Raw genomic sequence first — 17,675 nt, 5'->3', positions numbered from 1 at the left:
TTAACGAATAATGCCACGGGAAGAGCCTTGTACGAAGTCGATCATCTTTTGAATATGCTTGTCGTGCTCAGCATCAACTTGCATTTCTGCAATCGCTTCTTCAACAGTAAGGTTCTTACGGTAAAGTGCTTTGTAGGCGCGGCGAATAGCGTGCTGAGTTTCTTTAGCAAAACCGCGACGTTTAAGACCTTCAGCATTTAAGCCGCGTGGAATAGCCGGGCTGCCAGACGCCATCACAAACGGGGGCACGTCTTGGAAAATAGTCGACGAGCCAGCAGTAAACGCATGATCACCAATATGAACAAACTGATGCACACCAGTCATGCCACCAAGAATAACTGAGTTACCAACGTGAACATGACCTGCAATAGAGGCGTTGTTTGCCATAATGACGTTGTCACCAACCACACAGTCATGAGCAATATGCACATAAGCCATAAACAGGTTGTTTGAGCCGATGCGAGTCTCGCTGTTGTCTTGCACTGTACCGCGGTGAATTGTGACTGACTCACGCACGATATTGTTGTCACCCATGATGAGTGTTGTTGGCTCACCGGCGTATTTCAAGTCTTGGCAATCTTCACCTACTGAGGCGAATTGGAAAATGCGGTTTCCTTTGCCGATAATACTTGGGCCTTTCACCACAACGTGTGAACTGATCCAAGTATCGTCACCGATTTCAACGCCTGCGCCAATGTAGCTCCAAGGGCCGATGGTGACATTGTTGCCAATTTTGGCATCAGGATGTACAAACGCGAGTTTATCTATCACTTTTCAATCTCTCTGCGTGCACACATGATTTCAGCAGAACAAACTAGTTCGTCATCTACGTATGCTTCACCTTCAAAAACGCCAATCCCGCGGCGTTCCTTGATCATTTTCACTTTAAAGTGGATTTGATCACCAGGACCAACAACTTGCTTAAAGCGCGCTTTGTCGATACCTGCAAAATAATATAGTACATTTGCCGATGGTTCAGTACTCATCGTCTTGAATGCCAATAGACCAGTAGCTTGTGCCATTGCTTCTAAAATCAACACGCCAGGCATGACAGGCTGCACTGGAAAGTGACCTTGGAAAAAAGGCTCGTTGATAGTGACATTCTTAATCGCATGTAGGCTGTCACCGACTTGGTAATCTAACACCCTATCGATCAATAAGAATGGATATCTATGAGGCAGATACTTCAAAATCTCTTGGATATCCATGGTGTTTAGTTCATTTGACACACTAAATCCTTTGGGAGCAATTCGCTCTACATCTTACAAAGTTTGTTGTTTAGCGCTCGCGCTGCTTCGTGCTAAACAAGCAAGCCTAATACTTGCTTTAATCTTTTAACGACTTCTCGATGGTTTTAACTCGAGTAAATAAGTCATCTAACTGGCGTAGCCTTACTGTGTTGCGACGCCATAGCTTATTATCGGTGGCAACTGTGGCTGAGGAATACACACCTTTCTCACGCACAGTGTGAGTAATATTGGTGCTACCAGTGACGTGTACACCGTCAGTAATGGTCAAGTGTCCTGAAATACAGCACCCACCACCAATCACACAGTACTTACCAATAGTAGTACTACCAGCAACAACTGTTGCGCCGGCAATTGCGGTATTTTGGCCAATCACCACGTTATGAGCGATTTGTACCTGATTGTCTAAAATCGCGCCATCGTGAATTTCAGTATGAGACAAAGCACCACGGTCGATACTGGCACAAGCACCAATTTCAACTCTGTCGCCAATACGTACACCACCAATTTGCGGAATTTTAATCCATTGCCCTTGCTCGTTGGCATAGCCAAAGCCATCCGAACCTATCACAGTCCCTGACTGCACTAGGCAATTCTGCCCCATATGGACATCATGGTAGACAGTAACGTTTGCCCACAATCTGGTGTTTGAACCTATGATTGAATCATTACCAATCACAGTGCCGGCGCCAAGTTGTACGTTCTCGCCGATAATGACATTGGCACCAACGACGACATTAGCCGCAATTGCAGCGCCAGCGCCAACCTGAGCTGTAGCATGGATCACTGCACTTGGGTGAATACCCGATTCTTCATCAGGTGTGGTATCAAGTAGCTGAGTCACCTTTGCAAACGCGACATAAGGGTCTTTTGCAATAATGGCATTGCCAGCAAAGCCTTGTGCATCAGCCTCTGTGAGTAAAACAGCGCTTGCTTTGGTTGCTTCTAACTGAGAGCGATACTTACTGTTGGCAAGAAAGGTGATTTGCCCTTCTACCGCATCAGCCAAGGTTGCAACAGCTGAGATAACAATTGACTCGTCACCTTTAACCGTTGCGCCTAAATGCTCAGCAAGTTGTTGTAACGTTACTGCTTGCATAAATCTTATTGGCCTTTGCTTAGTGCTTCAGCAACCTTGTTGCTAATGTCTGCTTCAGGCTTAACAAATACCACTGCACCACGTTGTAAAACAATGTCGAACTTTTCTTGTTCAGCAATCGTGTTAATTGCAGTTTGAACCTTGATCAGCAACTTGTTTTGCTCTTCACCTTGGCGACGACGCATGTCTTCATCAAGTGCCTTACCTTTTAGTTGTAGGTCAGCTTGAAGGCCTTCTAGTTCACGTTGTAATTCAGTCTTTTGAGCTTCTGACATAAGCGCGCCGTCACGCTGACCTTTTTCAGCTAGCGTGCGCATCTTCTCTTGCATCTGTTGCACTTCAGCAACACGGTCACCAAATTCCGATTTTAGTTGCTTTGAGATTTGCTCGCGCTGTGGCAACTGCTCAAAAACGGCGCCCATATCGACTACTGCAATTTTCTCTGCGTGAGCCATCATAGGTGCTGCAAGGAATGCCAGTGTAACTAAAGCGCGATTTACCATCTTGTTCAAAATAAACTCCTTTAAATTGTTATTTTTCAGCTCAAGGTGCTGAGTGTATTGATTTTAGAATGTTTTGCCAATATTAAACGAGAAGATCTCAGTTTCATCATCAACTTGTTTCTTAATTGGCCAAGCTAAGCTAAACACCATAGGTCCCATAGGTGAAAGCCACTGAACACTCATACCCCAAGAGGCACGAATACGGGTTGGGTCACTATAGTCCGCTAGCAGATCAAACTGCTCGGCTGGTAAGAAGCGATAGCTGTCATAGTCAAATTCAGTATCCCATACGTTACCGGCATCAACGAAGAAACTGGTACGTACTGAGTTTGAGTATGCTTCATCCAAAAACGGAGTTGGTACAATAAACTCAGCGCTTAAGGTCGCAATTGCATTACCACCAATCGAGTTACCGCTAGTGACTGTCACGCGATTTGGCTCACCCGGGATGCTACAACCGTTACCAGATGGATCTGGCGAACATGGCTCACTGCCGCGGAATAAGTAGAAAGATCGCGGACCAACTGAGTTAGATCTAAAGCCGCGTAGCGAGCTGCTACCACCTGAGTAGTAGTTTTCCCAGAAAGGCAGGATTTGATCGTTCTCATTAAACTTGCCATAACCATTACCGTAACCCAGACGAGCACGGGTTAAGAACACCCATTTATGGCTGCGGCTTAGTGGGAAGTAGAAATTAGTATCGAAATCTGCTTTAAAGTACTGAAGATCAGAGCCTGGTACCGTCATCTTACCGGTCAAGCGCTGCGAGGAACCTGCACTTGGGAAAGTACCACGGTTTAGACTACTACGGGACCACCCCAGAGATAGCTCAAAGTTGTTGAAGCTTAAATCCTGGTTCGGATCGTCAGTGCTGCGGTAGATGTTATAGAAGCGTACCGCCTGCTCGTACGATGAAATCTCAGAAATCGTATTGTGACGGAAGCCAATACCACCGTTAATACGGTTGTATTCATTAATTGGGAAGCCTGAGTTTAATGCCACACCGTAAGACTTATTCTTATAGCGCTCAAGGTTAGCTTCTTCTGCGTCAAACTCATTCCAGTAGATACTACCACCAAGGCTCACGCCATCTTTGGTAAAGTATGGGTCAGTGAACGACACGTTCGCACTCTTAGAGTACTTGTTGGTGTTAATACTGACACCAGCCTGGTTACCTGTACCTAAGAAGTTACTTTGTTGAACACCAAATTGCAGGCTCAGTCCGGACTCAGTACCATAACCCACACCAGCGTTAAATGAGCCTGATGGCTGCTCTTTTACGCTCACTTCAATATCAACCAGGTCATCACTACCTGGCACTTGAATGGTTTCAGTATCTACCGTTTCAAAATAACCTAGACGGTTAAGGTTAGCTTTTGACAATTCAACTTGCTGTGAGTTTAACCAAGCACCTTCCATTTGACGAAGCTGACGACGCATCACTTCATCTTTAGTGACCTGGTTACCGGTAAAGTTAATTGAGCGCACGTATACGCGCTTACCCGGATCGATATTAATGTTTAGGGTAACTTCTTTATTTTCATCATCGATTTCTGGGAAGGTTTTAACTTCTGGATAAGCATAACCAAAGCGGCCTAAGTATTTGCTGTACATTTCTTCAGCAAAAGTAACTTCACCACCGTTGTATGTAGTACCGCTCTTAATCGGTAAGATTGCTTTAAGCAGCTCTTCGCGGCCCATTAACTCACCAGTTAAGTTGACGTCCTTAACGGTGAATTTCTCGCCTTCATCAACGTTGATTGTGATGTAAAGGCCTTTACGGTCTGGTGTCATCGCGACCTGAGTCGACGTCACCTGAAATCGAATATAACCTTCGTTTTGATAATGCGTGGTAATGGTTTCTAGGTCAGCTTGCAGCTTTTGCTTTTGATAACGACGCTCACCGAAAATATCCCACCAAGCGACATAATCTTTTAGCTCAAGCATGCTGATAAGCTCTGAGTCTGAGAATACCGTATTACCTACCACGTTAATCTGGCGGATTTCAGCTGCTAAACCTTCTGTGAAGTTAAAGCGAAGCTCAACACGGTTACGAGGCAAGTTGATAATTTGCGCTTCAACCTTAGCGCCGTATTTACCCACACCGTAATAGAAATCTTGCAGACCCTTTTCAATGCCAGACAGCATGGTTCTGTCTAACGACTCGCCAACTTTCACGCCCGAGCCGTCAAGACTTTCTTGCAACTGCTCGTCTTTAATGTCTTTGTTACCTTCAAAGGTAATCGAGCTAATCGTTGCGCGCTCTTGTACTTGAACATATAGCACGCCATCTTCATGGCTTACACTGATCTGCTCGAAGTTAGTTGAGCTGTACAAGGTTTTAATTGCTTGTTGCAATCTTACCTGATCGACAGTATCACCCACTTTAATCGGGATATTAAGCAGTGCTGCACCAAGTGCAACACGCTGCAAGCCTTCAACCTGAATATCCTTGACTTCAAATGGCTCGAAAGGCTGCGCTAACGCGTTCCCTGAAAATGTGGCTCCGACGAATAACATCGAGGCAAAAAGTTTATTAAATCTCATAGAGCTCTTCTAATTATTTGTCTGTCCTTGCTCAGAGTCGGGCAAAATCGTTAAAGAGCGATAAGCTCATTAACATCAGCAGTAATACTGCCCCAATCCTGAATCCTACTTCCTGCACCTTTTCTGGCACAGGTTTACCTGAAATTGCTTCAAAGGTGAAAAACATTAAATGGCCGCCGTCCAAAACCGGCAATGGCAATAAATTAATAATGCCCAAATTGACACTAATTAGTGCGACAAAGCCTAAAAAGTATGCGAGACCAACATTGGCACTTGCACCCGCACCTTGGGCTATCGAAATTGGCCCACTTAAACTCTTAACCGACACATCACCAGTAAACAACTTGGCAATGGTAGAAAAAGTTAACGAGGTTAACTCCCATGTAGCTTTAAACGCTTCAGTAACCGAAGTAAGCGCGCCATATTGCAAATCAAATTGCATAGCTTCAGGCCATTGCCCTGCTGTTGGGCTAATACCTATCATTCCCACAGGTTTACCAGAAGCATCTTGTTTGGTTTGCGGGTAAACATCAAGCGATAATTGCTCGCCATTGCGAATAATATCAAGGCTAACCTTAGTATCAAGGGCGCGTTGTACTACCTCAACAAAGCTCGGCCAATTAACGTATGGTTGACCATTAATCGCAACGATTCTGTCGGCGACCTTTAAGCCTGCCACTTGTGCTGCACTGTCTTTGGCAACATTTGCGATAATAGGTTCAATATCAGGGCGAAATATCCCCAAACCAATGGCACCAATTGGCGATTGCTTGTCTGGATCGAAACGCCACTGGCTAATATCAAGCTGATATTGCTTACCTTGATAATTTGCCGGGCTATCTATCTCTCCGATACCAATTGACACCTCATTGGCGCCAATTTTGCCAACTAAGGCGAAGTTAACATCTTCCCAGGTGCGAACTTGTTTACCATCGACGCTGAGAATACGCTGCAAACCATCTACCTGTATCACACTAGCGGGCGAGCCATCACGGGTAGAATCGATAACAGGTAACAGTGACGGTACGCCAATTAAAAATTTAAGGTAGAGCGCAAAAAAAGCAAAAATAAAATTAGCTAAAGGGCCTGCTGCAACAATAGCAAAACGCTGCCACACGCTCTTGCGATTAAAAGCTTGGTGCTTTAATGACTCAGGGACATCTTCGACACGCTCATCAAGCATCTTAACGTAGCCACCAAGCGGTATAAGTGCGACGACATACTCAGTGCCATCTTTACCCACTTTACGCCAGATTGCTTTACCGAAACCAACTGAAAAGCGTTCGACCTTAACGCCACAGCGTCTCGCGACCCAAAAGTGCCCATACTCATGCACTGTCACCAACACACCTAGGGCGACAATAAAAGATGCTAAATTCCATAAAAAATCAAACATGCGAGTAGAGTTAGTTCCTTAAGTTAAGCAAGCGATCACTTGCTCTGCAACGTGCCGAGCTTTAGCGTCGAGTTCAAGAATGGCTTCAATGGTATCTAGCTTTTGCGCACTAACCTGCTCTAAGCTAGCACGATTTACTTTAGCAATATCGGTAAACGCAATCTGATTATCGAGAAATGCAGCTACAGCAACTTCATTAGCAGCGTTAAGCACTGTGGTGGCTTCTTGCCCTTGAGCACAGGCATCAATAGCCAGCTTTAAGCATGGGAAACGCTCAAAATCTGGTTCACAAAAATTGAGCTGACCCAACTTGAAGAAATCGAGCGGCTCAACCCCCGCCTTAATGCGTGCTGGATAGCTCATACAATGGGCAATGGGAGTGCGCATATCAGGGTTCCCCAGCTCTGCTATCACTGAGCCATCAGTATATTGCACCATTGAATGAATAACGCTTTGTGGGTGGATAACCACTTTCAGCTGTTCAGATTGAGTATTAAACAACCATTTAGCTTCAATATACTCCAAGCCTTTGTTCATCATAGTGGCAGAGTCAACCGAGATTTTCGGGCCCATTGACCAATTAGGGTGATTGCAGGCTTGCTCTGGTGTCATTGATGCAAGCGTAGCGATGTCAGATGTTAAAAATGGCCCGCCAGAACCTGTCAGTAAAATATGACTGATACCAGCTTGAGTTAAGTCACAATGGCCTAGATTATCTTGCACCGACTGTGGCATAGACTGAAATATGGCGTTGTGCTCACTATCAACAGGTAAAATTGTTGCCCCAGATTGTTTAGCTGCATCCATAAATAGCTGACCAGACATAACCAAGGCTTCTTTGTTTGCCAGTAGCACGCGTTTACCTGCTTTTACTGCAGCAAAAGTCGGCACTAAACCGGCAGCACCAACAATGGCGGCCATCACGGTATCAACTTCAGTCGAGGTCACTAGCGAAATTAATGCATTCTCACCTGTGGTAATTTGTGTTGTGAATGATTGCGGCAGACGCGCTTTAAGCTCTGCTGCAGCATTTTCATCAACCATGTGTGCCACAACTGGTTGATGAGTCGCGATCAGCGTAAGCATTTTGTCCACACTGGCATTGGCCACTAACGCATAAGCGTTAAATTGCTGCGGGTTTCTTGCAATCACATCAAGGGTGCTGGTGCCAATTGAGCCCGTTGCCCCTAAAATCACCATATTTTGCATGATTATGACATCCACATAGCGACATAGATAAAGGCGAATACTGGCAGTGCTGCAGTAAGGCTATCAATACGGTCTAAAATGCCGCCATGGCCGGGTAAAATGTTTCCTGAGTCTTTAATATTGGCGCTACGTTTGAACATGCTTTCAGACAAGTCACCAAATGCAGAAGCGACGGCTGTCACTAGCGTCACGGCAATCACTAAACCCAGCTCTTGCTCTGGAGATAAATACATCACACCAGCCACCACAACCATGGTGGTTAACAAACCACCTAATAAGCCTTCAATGGTTTTAGCAGGGCTAACATTCGGCATAAGTTTATGCTTACCAAAACTCTTACCTGCGAAGTACGCGCCGGTGTCAGTTGCCCATACGACAAGCATGACTAGAAACACTAGGCTACCGCCAAAGTATGGATCTACTTGATCGTTAACGGACTTAAGTGCAATTAATGCGGTAAAACATGGAATAAGGGTCAGTTGACCAAACATGGATTTAAATAGTGAGCTTTTTTGCCATAATTTGCCGCTATTTGGGTAAGTAAAGACCAGCAAGGTACTTGCCCCCCACCAAAGGACACCAGTTGCGATAATCGCTTCATAAATAGGATGTAGCCTACTGTTAAACCACAGTGAGTCGACAGGTACAATAATGTTTAATGCAACGAGAATAGCTGCAATGGTAAACGTGAAAGTCCATTGGGTAATGTTGCACTTACTATCAATGAGCCTACCCCACTCTTTTGCCGCTATCATAAAAATAGGCACAAGCGCCCAGGCAAAGTAGTTAGCAGGCAGCAGAAAAATGCCTCCCATCACAACAGGAATTAAGCATAGTGCGGTGATGATTCGTTGTTTTAGCAAAAGCTAATCCTCTTTAAGGTTTTTATTTTTATTATTAAAGTGCGCGAATTTGTTCAATTTGGCAGCCCGTTAAGCCAAAACGGCGCTGGCGGCTGGCAAAAGTAATTAACGCTTGCTTGAACACATCTTCGTCGAAATCAGGCCACAAGGTCTCAGTGAAAATTAATTCAGCGTAGGCAGCCTGCCATAGAATAAAGTTACTGATGCGATAATCGCCGCCAGTACGGATCATTAAATCCACCTCGCTTTGACCTTGCATACTCATTTGCTTGTTTAAGGCACCTTCGGTGACATCTTCAGCGCTCATTTCGCCGCTAGCAACTTTGGCAGCTAAAGCTTGTGCAGCTTGGGCAATATCCCAACGGCCGCCATAATTTGCCGCGACATTAAGCACCAAGCCTGTGTTGTCTTTGGTTTTAGCTTGCGCGGTGGTAATTTGCTTTTGCAGTCGCTCTGAAAACCGACTAATATCGCCAATAATATTCAGCCTGACGCCGTTTTTATTTAACAGTTTCAATTCACGCTGCAGCACAGTCATAAATAATTCCATCAATAAACTGACTTCTTTATCTGGTCTGCGCCAATTTTCACTTGAAAAAGCAAATAAGGTTAGCGACTCAATTCCCAACTGACTAGCTGTGCTTACCGCTCTTCTTACGGCTTTCACCCCAGCTTTATGACCACTTACACGGGCCTTGCCTTGCAACTGCGCCCAACGGCCATTGCCGTCCATAATAATCGCAACATGCTTTGGCAGTGACTGTTTGACCACATCTGAAAGCTCACAAGGTAGCGCTGTAGAATTTTCCAGCGACTCGCGAGGAGCTTGGTCAAACTCGGAGGGTGATGACATTAATTACGACCTTAAAATAAACAAACGCCGTGTAGTATACCCTTACACGGCGTGTTAACTCTAGTTTTAGAATTTAAGCGCTTAGACTTCCATCAACTCTTTTTCTTTAGCGGTCAAAACTTCTTCAATTGTTTTGATATTTGCGTCAGTATACTTTTGAATTTCATCTTCACTGCGACGAACGTCATCTTCAGTGCACTCTTTCGCTTTCTCAAGCTTTTTCACTTCGCTAATAGCGTCGCGGCGCACATTACGTACAGCAACACGGCCATTTTCAGCTTCAGCACGTACCACTTTGATGAAGTCTTTACGACGCTCTTCAGTTAGTGCTGGTAGTGGGATGCGCATGATGTTACCCGCAGTCATTGGGTTCAAACCTAAGTCTGAACTCATGATTGCTTTTTCTACTGCTTGAACCATAGATGGATCAAATACAGACACGGTTAAGGTGCGTGCATCTTCAATATTGATGTTAGCAACTTGCTTCAGTGGCGACATAGAGCCGTAGCAAGATACTTGAATAGAGTCTAGTAGGCTTGGGTGTGCACGACCTGTGCGAACTTTTGCCATTTGATTCTTAGTTGAATCAACACATTTGCCCATGCGCTCTTGCGCATCTAACATAATTTCATCAATCACAATAATATCCTTTTCGTCTCTTTCTTTAGAGTGCTTGGCATTAAGTTAAGGATGACATAAGCCCGATTTGAGCTCAATTACTTAATGCCAATTACGATAACTTAGTATCAAAAAAGCGCTAGCTATTAGCCTTCTTGTTTCTTATCGCTAATAATCGTGCCTTCTTGCTCACCCATGATCACGCGGCGCAGCGCACCAGGCTTATTCATGTTAAACACAAGTAGCGGCATTTGATGGTCGCGAGCCAGCGTAAATGCGGCTAGGTCCATCACTTTTAATTCGGATTCCAACACATCTGAGTAGCTCAACTGGTCATGCTTAACTGCATCAGGGTCTTTCATTGGGTCGGCTGAGTAAACACCATCGACTTTAGTGCCCTTTAGTACCACTTCAGCTTCAATCTCAATACCGCGCAAACATGCAGCAGAGTCTGTAGTGCAGAATGGGTTACCTGTACCCGCAGCAAAAATCACAACGCGGCCAGATTTTAATAAACTGATTGCTTCAGCCCAGTTGTAGTCGTCACAAACACCTTTTAGTGGGATTGCCGACATCAGGCGAGCATTAACATAGGCTCGGTGCAGCGCATCACGCATTGCTAGGCCATTCATTACTGTGGCTAACATACCCATGTGGTCACCAACAACACGGTTCATACCCGCGTTAGCTAAGCCTTCACCACGGAATAGGTTACCACCACCAATTACCACACCAACTTGAATACCGAGTTCAACAAGCTCTTTCACTTCTTGAGCCATGCGATCAAGTACTTTAGGGTCAATGCCGAAGCCTTCTTCGCCCATTAATGCTTCGCCGCTTAATTTAAGCAGGATACGTCTAAATGCTGGTTTTGGATTGGTGCTCATAATGTTTTTCCTGATCATAACAAAACCGCAGCGGATGCTGCGGCTTTAGGGTATTTAGAAATTCGCGATTAAGCGTTTTTAGATGCTTCGATTTGCGCGGCAACTTCAGCTGCGAAATCTTCTTCTTTCTTCTCGATACCTTCACCAACTTCTAAACGAATGAAGTTAGCTACAGAAGCGTTCTTCTCTTTTAGGAAGTCGCCAACAGTTTTCTTTGGTTCCATGATGAACGCTTGACCAGTAAGAGAGATCTCACCAGTAAACTTCTTCATACGACCAGTAACCATCTTCTCAGCGATTTCTTGAGGCTTACCTTCGTTCATTGCGATTTCAACTTGAAGAGTCTTTTCTTTCTCAACAACATCAGCAGGAACGTCAGATGGGTCAACATACTCAGGCTTAGAAGCAGCTACGTGCATAGCAACGTGTTTTAGTGTTTCTGCGTCAGCATCACCAGAAACAACAACACCGATACGGTCGCCATGACGGTAAGAAGCTTGAGTTGCACCGTCGATGTACTCAACGCGACGAACGTTGATGTTTTCACCGATTTTAGCAACAAGCGCAACACGAGTTTCCTCGAACTTAGCTTTTAGCTCTTCGATAGAAGCTTTAGATGCTACAGCAGCGTCTAGTACTTGGTTAGCGAAACCTAGGAAGTTGCTGTCTTTAGCAACGAAGTCAGTCTGACAGTTAACTTCTAATAATGCAGAGAAACCTTCGCCAGCTTTGATAAGGATAGTACCTTCAGCAGCAATGTTACCTGCTTTCTTAGCAGCCTTAGCAGCACCACTCTTACGCATGTTATCAATCGCTAGATCGATATCACCGTTAGTTTCAGTAAGTGCTTTTTTACAATCCATCATGCCAGCGCCAGTGCGGTCACGAAGTTCTTTAACTTGGGCAGCAGTAATTGCCATTGTTAAATCCTCTAATTAAATTCGACTAATATTGCATCTATAAAACAGGGGCCTACAAGGCCCCTGCTCACCAACTATTTATTGGCTAATAAGGGCGATAAATATCACGCCTTATTAAACAGCTTCAACGAAACCGTCTTGCTCAGCTTGTACAGCTAGATCTTGACCACGGCCAGAGTTAGCGGCAGCAGCAACAGAGCTAGTGTATAAACGGATAGCGCGCATCGCGTCGTCGTTACCAGGAACGATGTAGTTAACACCGTCTGGTGCAGAGTTAGTATCAACAACTGCAACAACTGGGATACCTAGGTTGTTAGCTTCTTTAATAGCGATATGCTCGTGGTCAGCACCGATTACGAATAACGCATCTGGTAAACCGCCCATGTTTTTGATACCACCTAAAGATTTCTCTAGCTTATCAAGCTCACGAGAACGCATTAGTGCTTCTTTCTTAGTTAGCTTGTCGAAAGTACCGTCTACAGACTGGCTTTCTAGCTCTTTAAGACGCTTGATAGATTGACGAACAGTTTTCCAGTTAGTCAACATACCGCCTAACCAGCGGTGGTCAACGTAGAACTGATCACAAGAAACAGCAGCTTCTTTGATTGCTTCGCCAGCGGCACGCTTAGTACCTACGAAAAGGATTTTGCCTTTCTTAGAAGCTACGTTGCTGATGAAAGCAAGTGCTTCATTGAACATTGGCACAGTATGCTCAAGGTTGATGATGTGAACACCGTTACGAGCACCAAAGATGAATGGCTTCATTTTTGGATTCCAGTAACGAGTTTGGTGACCGAAGTGAACACCAGCTTGTAGCATATCGCGCATTGAAACAGTAGTCATGATTTTTACCTTTTAAAAGGGGTTAGACCTCCACGCATCCCATTGTTTCGACCTTCGACTAAAAAGGCACCCCGAAAAATGTGTCGATACGTGTGTGATTTAGTATTTAAGTTAATTGCTATGTATAATAGCCGGCAAATTTTACGCCTTTAAGACAAACTATTTAAGCGACATATAAGGGATGAACACCCCAACTATGCACTTTAAGCCGAAAGTCAAATAAAGGGCTTAACCAACTAATTAAACATAACGGCGCGCTTTATACCATAATCAGCCTTTAAACACAAATTTTATAGTGTAAAATAGCCGTCAGATATCCGTTAATTTGCTAGTGCGTGACTAGCCAAAAAACAAAGAGAAATTCATGAGTATTGTCATTAAGACCGCTGAAGAAATTGAAAAAATGCGCGCTGCTGGAAAGCTTGCGGCTGAAGTATTAGAAATGATTGCGCCGCACGTAAAAGCTGGCGTGACCACCGATGAGTTAAATGACATTTGCGCTAAATACACAGAAGAGCACGGCGCGATTTCTGCCCCACTTAATTACCATGGTTTTCCTAAGTCAATTTGTACTTCAATTAATGAAGTGATTTGTCACGGCATCCCAAGTGCGCGCAAGCTCAAAGATGGCGACATCATTAACATCGACATTACCGTGATAGTTGATGGCTACCACGGTGATACCTCACGTATGTTCTACATTGGTGACGTATCTCCTGCTGACAAGCATCTGTGCACTATTACTCAAGAAGCACTTTACGAAGCGATTAAGATTGTTCGCCCTGGTACTAAGGTTGCCGACATTGGTGAAACTATCGAAAAGTTCATCAAGCTTAAAAACAAAAATCGTCCAAACAAATACAGCATTGTGACGGATTTTTGTGGCCATGGTATCGGCGCAGGTTTCCACGAAGAGCCTCAAGTGATGCACTACAAAGAAAAGTTTGGTAAACCAGACAAGCGCGTATTACGCCCAGGTATGTGCTTTACCATCGAGCCAATGATTAACGCTGGTAAAAAGCACTGTTATGTTGATGCCGATGATAATTGGACGGCATACACAAAAGATGGTAAAAATTCTGCTCAGTGGGAACATACCCTATTGGTCACAGAAACTGGCGTTGAAGTATTAACCTTACGTAGCGACGAAAGCTTACCTAGGCATATTAATCACTAAGTAATCACTTAGGCTTCAACGACTATGGTTTAATTTGTGCGCCTTTTGGCGCACTTTTTATGGAAGTCACAAAGCCGATGAATCAAGCGCTGGAAGCAAAACAACAACTTCAACAAATCACCGCGCATCTTGAATCCCAATTCCAGCAACAAGTGCCCATTGCTGAACTCATTAAACAACGCGCCATTGCTGTCGACGAACTACTGACTCAAGCATGGCTACACTATGGACTAGACGCGCTACCAATATCTCTAGTAGCGGTTGGCGGCTATGGCAGACAAGAACTACACCCTCGCTCCGATGTCGATTTATTGATTCTAACCGAAACCACGAATGTTTCGCCCAAAGCCCAAGCCGCGATTGGCGAATTTATTACTCACTTGTGGGATACCGGGCTTGAAATAGGTCACAGCGTAAGAAATGTTGAGCAGTCTATCGAACAAGGGCTTGCTGACATTACTGTTGCTACCAACTTAATTGAAGCTAGGCTAATTAGCGGTAATGAAGCAGAGTTTGACCGCCTTTATCAGCAAGTCAGACAAAAAGATTTTTGGTCATCCGCCGACTTTTACTTGCAGAAAAAGCAAGAGCAAGTCGAGCGCCACGCAAAAGCCAATGCCTTCGATCTTGAGCCCAATTTAAAGAACTGCCCTGGCGGACTGCGCGATATTCAAACCATTGCTTGGGTGACCATTCGTCACTTCAACGCGGCAAACTTGCACGAATTAGTTGAGAACTACTTTTTAGAACAAGCTGAGCTTAATGAGCTTATCGAATGTCGCGATTTTCTTTGGCAGATCCGCTTTGCACTGCACTCCATCGCCAACCGCGACGAAAACCGCTTACTGTTCGACCTACAACGGCAAGTAGCAGATTTTCTCGGTTATGAAGATAAAACTCAGCTGGCGGTAGAGCAGCTAATGAAGAAGTACTATCGCACCGTTCGCCGAGTGATGGAGCTTAACCAGATGCTATTGCAGCTGTTTAAGCGCGCCACTCTTGGGCATATTCAAGCGCTGCAAGTACAACCGATTAATAGCCAATTTCAACGTCGTGGCCGCTACATAGAATTGTTAGAACTTGGACTATTTAAAAAACAAACCTCATCAATCCTGACGTTATTTTTGAACGTCGCTAAAAACTCCAACATCCAAGAAATCTACGCACCAACGCTGCGTGAACTGCGAAATGCCCGCAGGCAACTGCAAGGCCCACTGCAAGATGATGCAGAATGTCGCAAGGTGTTTATGGATATTCTAAAACACCCTCGTGGCATCGCGGCGTTATCCTTAATGCACAAACACGGCATTTTATCGTCCTATTTGCCCGCATGGCGCAAAATTGAAGGCCAGATGCAGTTTGACTTGTTCCATGCCTACACGGTTGATGAACACACTCACAGGCTACTACTCAACATTGAGCGGTTTTCACAAAGCGATCAAAAAGATGAATTCCCGCTGGGCGCGGTGCTGATTAATCAACTGCCTAAAAAAGGCCTACTGGTACTCGCTGCGATTTTCCACGATATTGCCAAAGGTCGCGGCGGCGATCACAGTAAGCTTGGCGCAACTGACGCGCTGGAATTTTGTAAGTTGCACGGACTGAATGACCATGATGGTCGCCTGGTTGCTTGGCTAGTTGAGCAGCATTTAGTGATGTCGGTCACCGCGCAGCGCCGCGATATATCAGACCCAGATGTGGTATCAGACTTCGCCGATAAAGTACGCGATGCAGTGCATTTAAGCTACCTGTATTGCTTAACCGTGGCAGATATTTGCGCCACCAACAACAAAGCTTGGAATAACTGGAAAGGCTCACTGCTTAGAGAGCTATATTTCTCAACTCAAAGGGTGCTGGCGCGCGGTAAAGAAGTCCCTATTGATGCCGCTGAGCGCGTTGAAGAAGCGCAAGCAAAGGCTAAAAAAGAGTTACTACGCCGCGGCGTGCGCGAGAAAGATCTAGACACACTATGGCAACGCTTTAAGTCTAAGTACTTTTTGCGCCATCAGCCCAATCAAATTGCCTGGCACTCAGAGGCAATACTTAAACATAAATCGGATGAGCCACTGGTGTTAATCTCAAAGCACACCACTCGCGGCGGCACCGAACTGTTCATTTATAGTAAAGATAAGCCGAAACTGTTCGCCACTGTGATGACAGTGCTGGACAACAAAAACATCAATGTGCATGATGCCAATATCATGACCTCGAAAGACGACTATGCCCTCGACACTTTCGTGATCTTAGAGCAAGACGGCGAAGCGGTTACTCAGTTATCTCGTATTCAGAGTATCAAAAAAGCACTAAGCAAAGCCTTAGCCAATGAAAATCCAAAATTGCCTAAGTTCCGTAAGTTATCGCGGATCATGAAACCTTTTAATGTAGCAACCCATGTCAGTTTCTTAGACGACACCAACCGTGGTACAAGTATGATGGAGCTGCAAGCTCTTGACTCACCTGGACTACTGGCTAAAGTCGGCGAAACCTTTTTCCGCTGCCAAGTAAGGTTAATTTCAGCCAAGATCACTACTATTGGTGAACGCGCTGAAGACTTTTTTATTTTACAAACCCTTGATGGCCAAGCATTGAATGAAGCGCAGCAACAACAGCTGGCTCATGCGATGCAATTAGCCTTAAAGCAATCTAATTAGGAGTATCCAATGGAGGCATTACGCCAACGAATTGAAGCGGCTTTTGAAGCACGCCAAGATATCACCCCAGCCACAGTAGACCCGAGTGTTCGCGCTGACGTAGAAAAAGCGATCGACATGCTGGATAAAGGTGAAGCGCGCGTAGCCGAAAAGATTGACGGCGAGTGGCATGTGCACCAGTGGCTAAAGAAAGCAGTATTATTATCGTTCCGTATTTTCGACAATGAAGTTGTAGACGGCGGCGACACTAAATACTTCGACAAAGTCGCGCAAAAGTTCGCTGATTATGATGAAGCGCGATTCAAGCAAGAAGCTATCCGCGTAGTCCCACCAGCAACCGTGCGTAAAGGCTCATTCATCGGTAAAAACACCGTATTAATGCCATCTTACGTAAACCTGGGTGCATTTGTTGATGAAGGCACTATGGTCGATACCTGGGCAACCGTTGGTTCATGTGCGCAAATTGGTAAAAACGTTCACCTATCTGGCGGCGTTGGCATTGGCGGCGTATTAGAACCACTACAAGCAGGCCCAACTATCATTGAAGACAACTGTTTCATCGGCGCGCGCAGTGAAATCGTTGAAGGCGTTGTAGTTGAAGAAGGCAGCGTTATCTCAATGGGCGTATACATTGGCCAAAGCACTCGAATCTTTGATCGTGAAACCGGTGAAATCCACTACGGCCGCGTCCCTGCTGGCTCTGTGGTTGTATCTGGTAACCTACCTTCAGCTTGTGGCACTTACAGCTTGTATGCAGCAATCATCGTTAAAAAAGTTGATGCGAAAACGCGCGGCAAAGTTGGCATTAACGAGCTACTGCGTATCGTTGACTAATTGAAACAAAGTTAACGTGCAAGTACTA

The 17,675-nt window shown here is 45.0% G+C and carries 16 protein-coding genes; 3 read left to right on the top strand and 13 right to left on the bottom strand.

Going from position 1 to position 17,675, the window contains the following annotated elements; all coding sequences use genetic code 11:
* The 13 genes from lpxA to rpsB all read right to left on the bottom strand — a co-directional run bounded on the left by lpxA (position 1) and on the right by rpsB (position 12,985).
* Positions 1-771, bottom strand: a complete 771-nt coding sequence (gene lpxA / locus EXU30_RS17170) for an acyl-ACP--UDP-N-acetylglucosamine O-acyltransferase (RefSeq protein ID WP_130602089.1) — start codon at positions 769-771, stop codon at positions 1-3.
* Positions 768-1,229 (bottom strand): 3-hydroxyacyl-ACP dehydratase FabZ, encoded by a 462-nt coding sequence (gene fabZ / locus EXU30_RS17165; protein ID WP_130602087.1) that lies wholly within the window; start codon positions 1,227-1,229, stop codon positions 768-770. The genes lpxA and fabZ overlap by 4 nt, the downstream gene beginning before the upstream one ends.
* A 97-nt stretch (positions 1,230-1,326) precedes the next feature.
* Positions 1,327-2,346: a UDP-3-O-(3-hydroxymyristoyl)glucosamine N-acyltransferase gene (lpxD, locus tag EXU30_RS17160; protein ID WP_130602085.1), complete on the bottom strand. Its 1,020-nt coding sequence runs from the start codon at positions 2,344-2,346 to the stop codon at positions 1,327-1,329.
* A 5-nt stretch (positions 2,347-2,351) separates the two neighbouring features.
* The gene (locus EXU30_RS17155) at positions 2,352-2,849 is read right to left on the bottom strand and encodes an OmpH/Skp family outer membrane protein (RefSeq protein ID WP_130603577.1); all 498 of its coding nucleotides are present in this window, start codon (positions 2,847-2,849) and stop codon (positions 2,352-2,354) included.
* Positions 2,850-2,912: 63 nt separating this feature from the next.
* Complete coding sequence (gene bamA, locus EXU30_RS17150; protein ID WP_130602083.1) at positions 2,913-5,396, bottom strand: outer membrane protein assembly factor BamA; 2,484 nt, start codon at positions 5,394-5,396, stop codon at positions 2,913-2,915.
* Between the two features lie 31 nt (positions 5,397-5,427).
* A complete protein-coding gene (gene rseP / locus EXU30_RS17145) occupies positions 5,428-6,792 on the bottom strand; it encodes a sigma E protease regulator RseP (protein WP_130602081.1) in 1,365 nt (454 codons plus the stop codon).
* Between the two features lie 18 nt (positions 6,793-6,810).
* Positions 6,811-8,001 (bottom strand): 1-deoxy-D-xylulose-5-phosphate reductoisomerase, encoded by a 1,191-nt coding sequence (gene ispC / locus EXU30_RS17140; protein WP_130602079.1) that lies wholly within the window; start codon positions 7,999-8,001, stop codon positions 6,811-6,813.
* A 2-nt stretch (positions 8,002-8,003) separates the two neighbouring features.
* Positions 8,004-8,864, bottom strand: coding sequence for a phosphatidate cytidylyltransferase (locus EXU30_RS17135; RefSeq protein ID WP_130602077.1), 861 nt, complete (start codon positions 8,862-8,864; stop codon positions 8,004-8,006).
* A 34-nt stretch (positions 8,865-8,898) separates the two neighbouring features.
* Complete coding sequence (gene uppS / locus EXU30_RS17130; protein WP_130602075.1) at positions 8,899-9,717, bottom strand: polyprenyl diphosphate synthase; 819 nt, start codon at positions 9,715-9,717, stop codon at positions 8,899-8,901.
* 81 nt (positions 9,718-9,798) lie between these two features.
* Positions 9,799-10,356 (bottom strand): ribosome recycling factor, encoded by a 558-nt coding sequence (frr, locus tag EXU30_RS17125; RefSeq protein WP_130602073.1) that lies wholly within the window; start codon positions 10,354-10,356, stop codon positions 9,799-9,801.
* A gap of 125 nt (positions 10,357-10,481) precedes the next feature.
* Entirely contained in the window at positions 10,482-11,222 is a 741-nt protein-coding gene (gene pyrH, locus EXU30_RS17120; RefSeq protein ID WP_130602071.1) for a UMP kinase, read from the bottom strand.
* A 68-nt stretch (positions 11,223-11,290) separates the two neighbouring features.
* Positions 11,291-12,142, bottom strand: coding sequence for a translation elongation factor Ts (gene tsf, locus EXU30_RS17115; RefSeq protein ID WP_130602069.1), 852 nt, complete (start codon positions 12,140-12,142; stop codon positions 11,291-11,293).
* Positions 12,143-12,256: 114 nt separating this feature from the next.
* A complete protein-coding gene (gene rpsB / locus EXU30_RS17110) occupies positions 12,257-12,985 on the bottom strand; it encodes a 30S ribosomal protein S2 (protein ID WP_130602067.1) in 729 nt (242 codons plus the stop codon).
* A gap of 364 nt (positions 12,986-13,349) precedes the next feature.
* Here rpsB and map point away from each other — a divergent pair, with 364 nt between their 5' ends.
* The 3 genes from map (at position 13,350) to dapD (ending at position 17,647) form a co-directional block, all read left to right on the top strand.
* Positions 13,350-14,162: a type I methionyl aminopeptidase gene (map, locus tag EXU30_RS17105; protein ID WP_130602065.1), complete on the top strand. Its 813-nt coding sequence runs from the start codon at positions 13,350-13,352 to the stop codon at positions 14,160-14,162.
* A gap of 77 nt (positions 14,163-14,239) precedes the next feature.
* On the top strand, positions 14,240-16,813 hold the full coding sequence (gene glnD / locus EXU30_RS17100; protein ID WP_130603575.1) for a bifunctional uridylyltransferase/uridylyl-removing protein GlnD: 2,574 nt from the start codon (positions 14,240-14,242) through the stop codon (positions 16,811-16,813).
* A 9-nt stretch (positions 16,814-16,822) separates the two neighbouring features.
* Positions 16,823-17,647 (top strand): 2,3,4,5-tetrahydropyridine-2,6-dicarboxylate N-succinyltransferase, encoded by an 825-nt coding sequence (gene dapD / locus EXU30_RS17095; protein ID WP_130602063.1) that lies wholly within the window; start codon positions 16,823-16,825, stop codon positions 17,645-17,647.
* Positions 17,648-17,675: the final 28 nt, after the last annotated feature.

Origin of the sequence: Shewanella maritima (assembly GCF_004295345.1) — a bacterium.
Lineage (GTDB): Bacteria > Pseudomonadota > Gammaproteobacteria > Enterobacterales > Shewanellaceae > Shewanella > Shewanella maritima.
This window is presented reverse-complemented; position numbering and strand designations above follow the sequence as displayed.

Coding starts and splice junctions, on each gene's coding strand:
- lpxD (WP_130602085.1), bottom strand. CDS start 2,346: ATGCAAGCAGTAACGTTACAACAACTTGCTGAGCATTTAGGCGCAACG.
- EXU30_RS17155 (WP_130603577.1), bottom strand. CDS start 2,849: ATGGTAAATCGCGCTTTAGTTACACTGGCATTCCTTGCAGCACCTATG.
- bamA (WP_130602083.1), bottom strand. CDS start 5,396: ATGAGATTTAATAAACTTTTTGCCTCGATGTTATTCGTCGGAGCCACA.
- rseP (WP_130602081.1), bottom strand. CDS start 6,792: ATGTTTGATTTTTTATGGAATTTAGCATCTTTTATTGTCGCCCTAGGT.
- ispC (WP_130602079.1), bottom strand. CDS start 8,001: ATGCAAAATATGGTGATTTTAGGGGCAACGGGCTCAATTGGCACCAGC.
- uppS (WP_130602075.1), bottom strand. CDS start 9,717: ATGTCATCACCCTCCGAGTTTGACCAAGCTCCTCGCGAGTCGCTGGAA.
- pyrH (WP_130602071.1), bottom strand. CDS start 11,222: ATGAGCACCAATCCAAAACCAGCATTTAGACGTATCCTGCTTAAATTA.
- tsf (WP_130602069.1), bottom strand. CDS start 12,142: ATGGCAATTACTGCTGCCCAAGTTAAAGAACTTCGTGACCGCACTGGC.
- rpsB (WP_130602067.1), bottom strand. CDS start 12,985: ATGACTACTGTTTCAATGCGCGATATGCTACAAGCTGGTGTTCACTTC.
- map (WP_130602065.1), top strand. CDS start 13,350: ATGAGTATTGTCATTAAGACCGCTGAAGAAATTGAAAAAATGCGCGCT.
- glnD (WP_130603575.1), top strand. CDS start 14,240: ATGAATCAAGCGCTGGAAGCAAAACAACAACTTCAACAAATCACCGCG.
- dapD (WP_130602063.1), top strand. CDS start 16,823: ATGGAGGCATTACGCCAACGAATTGAAGCGGCTTTTGAAGCACGCCAA.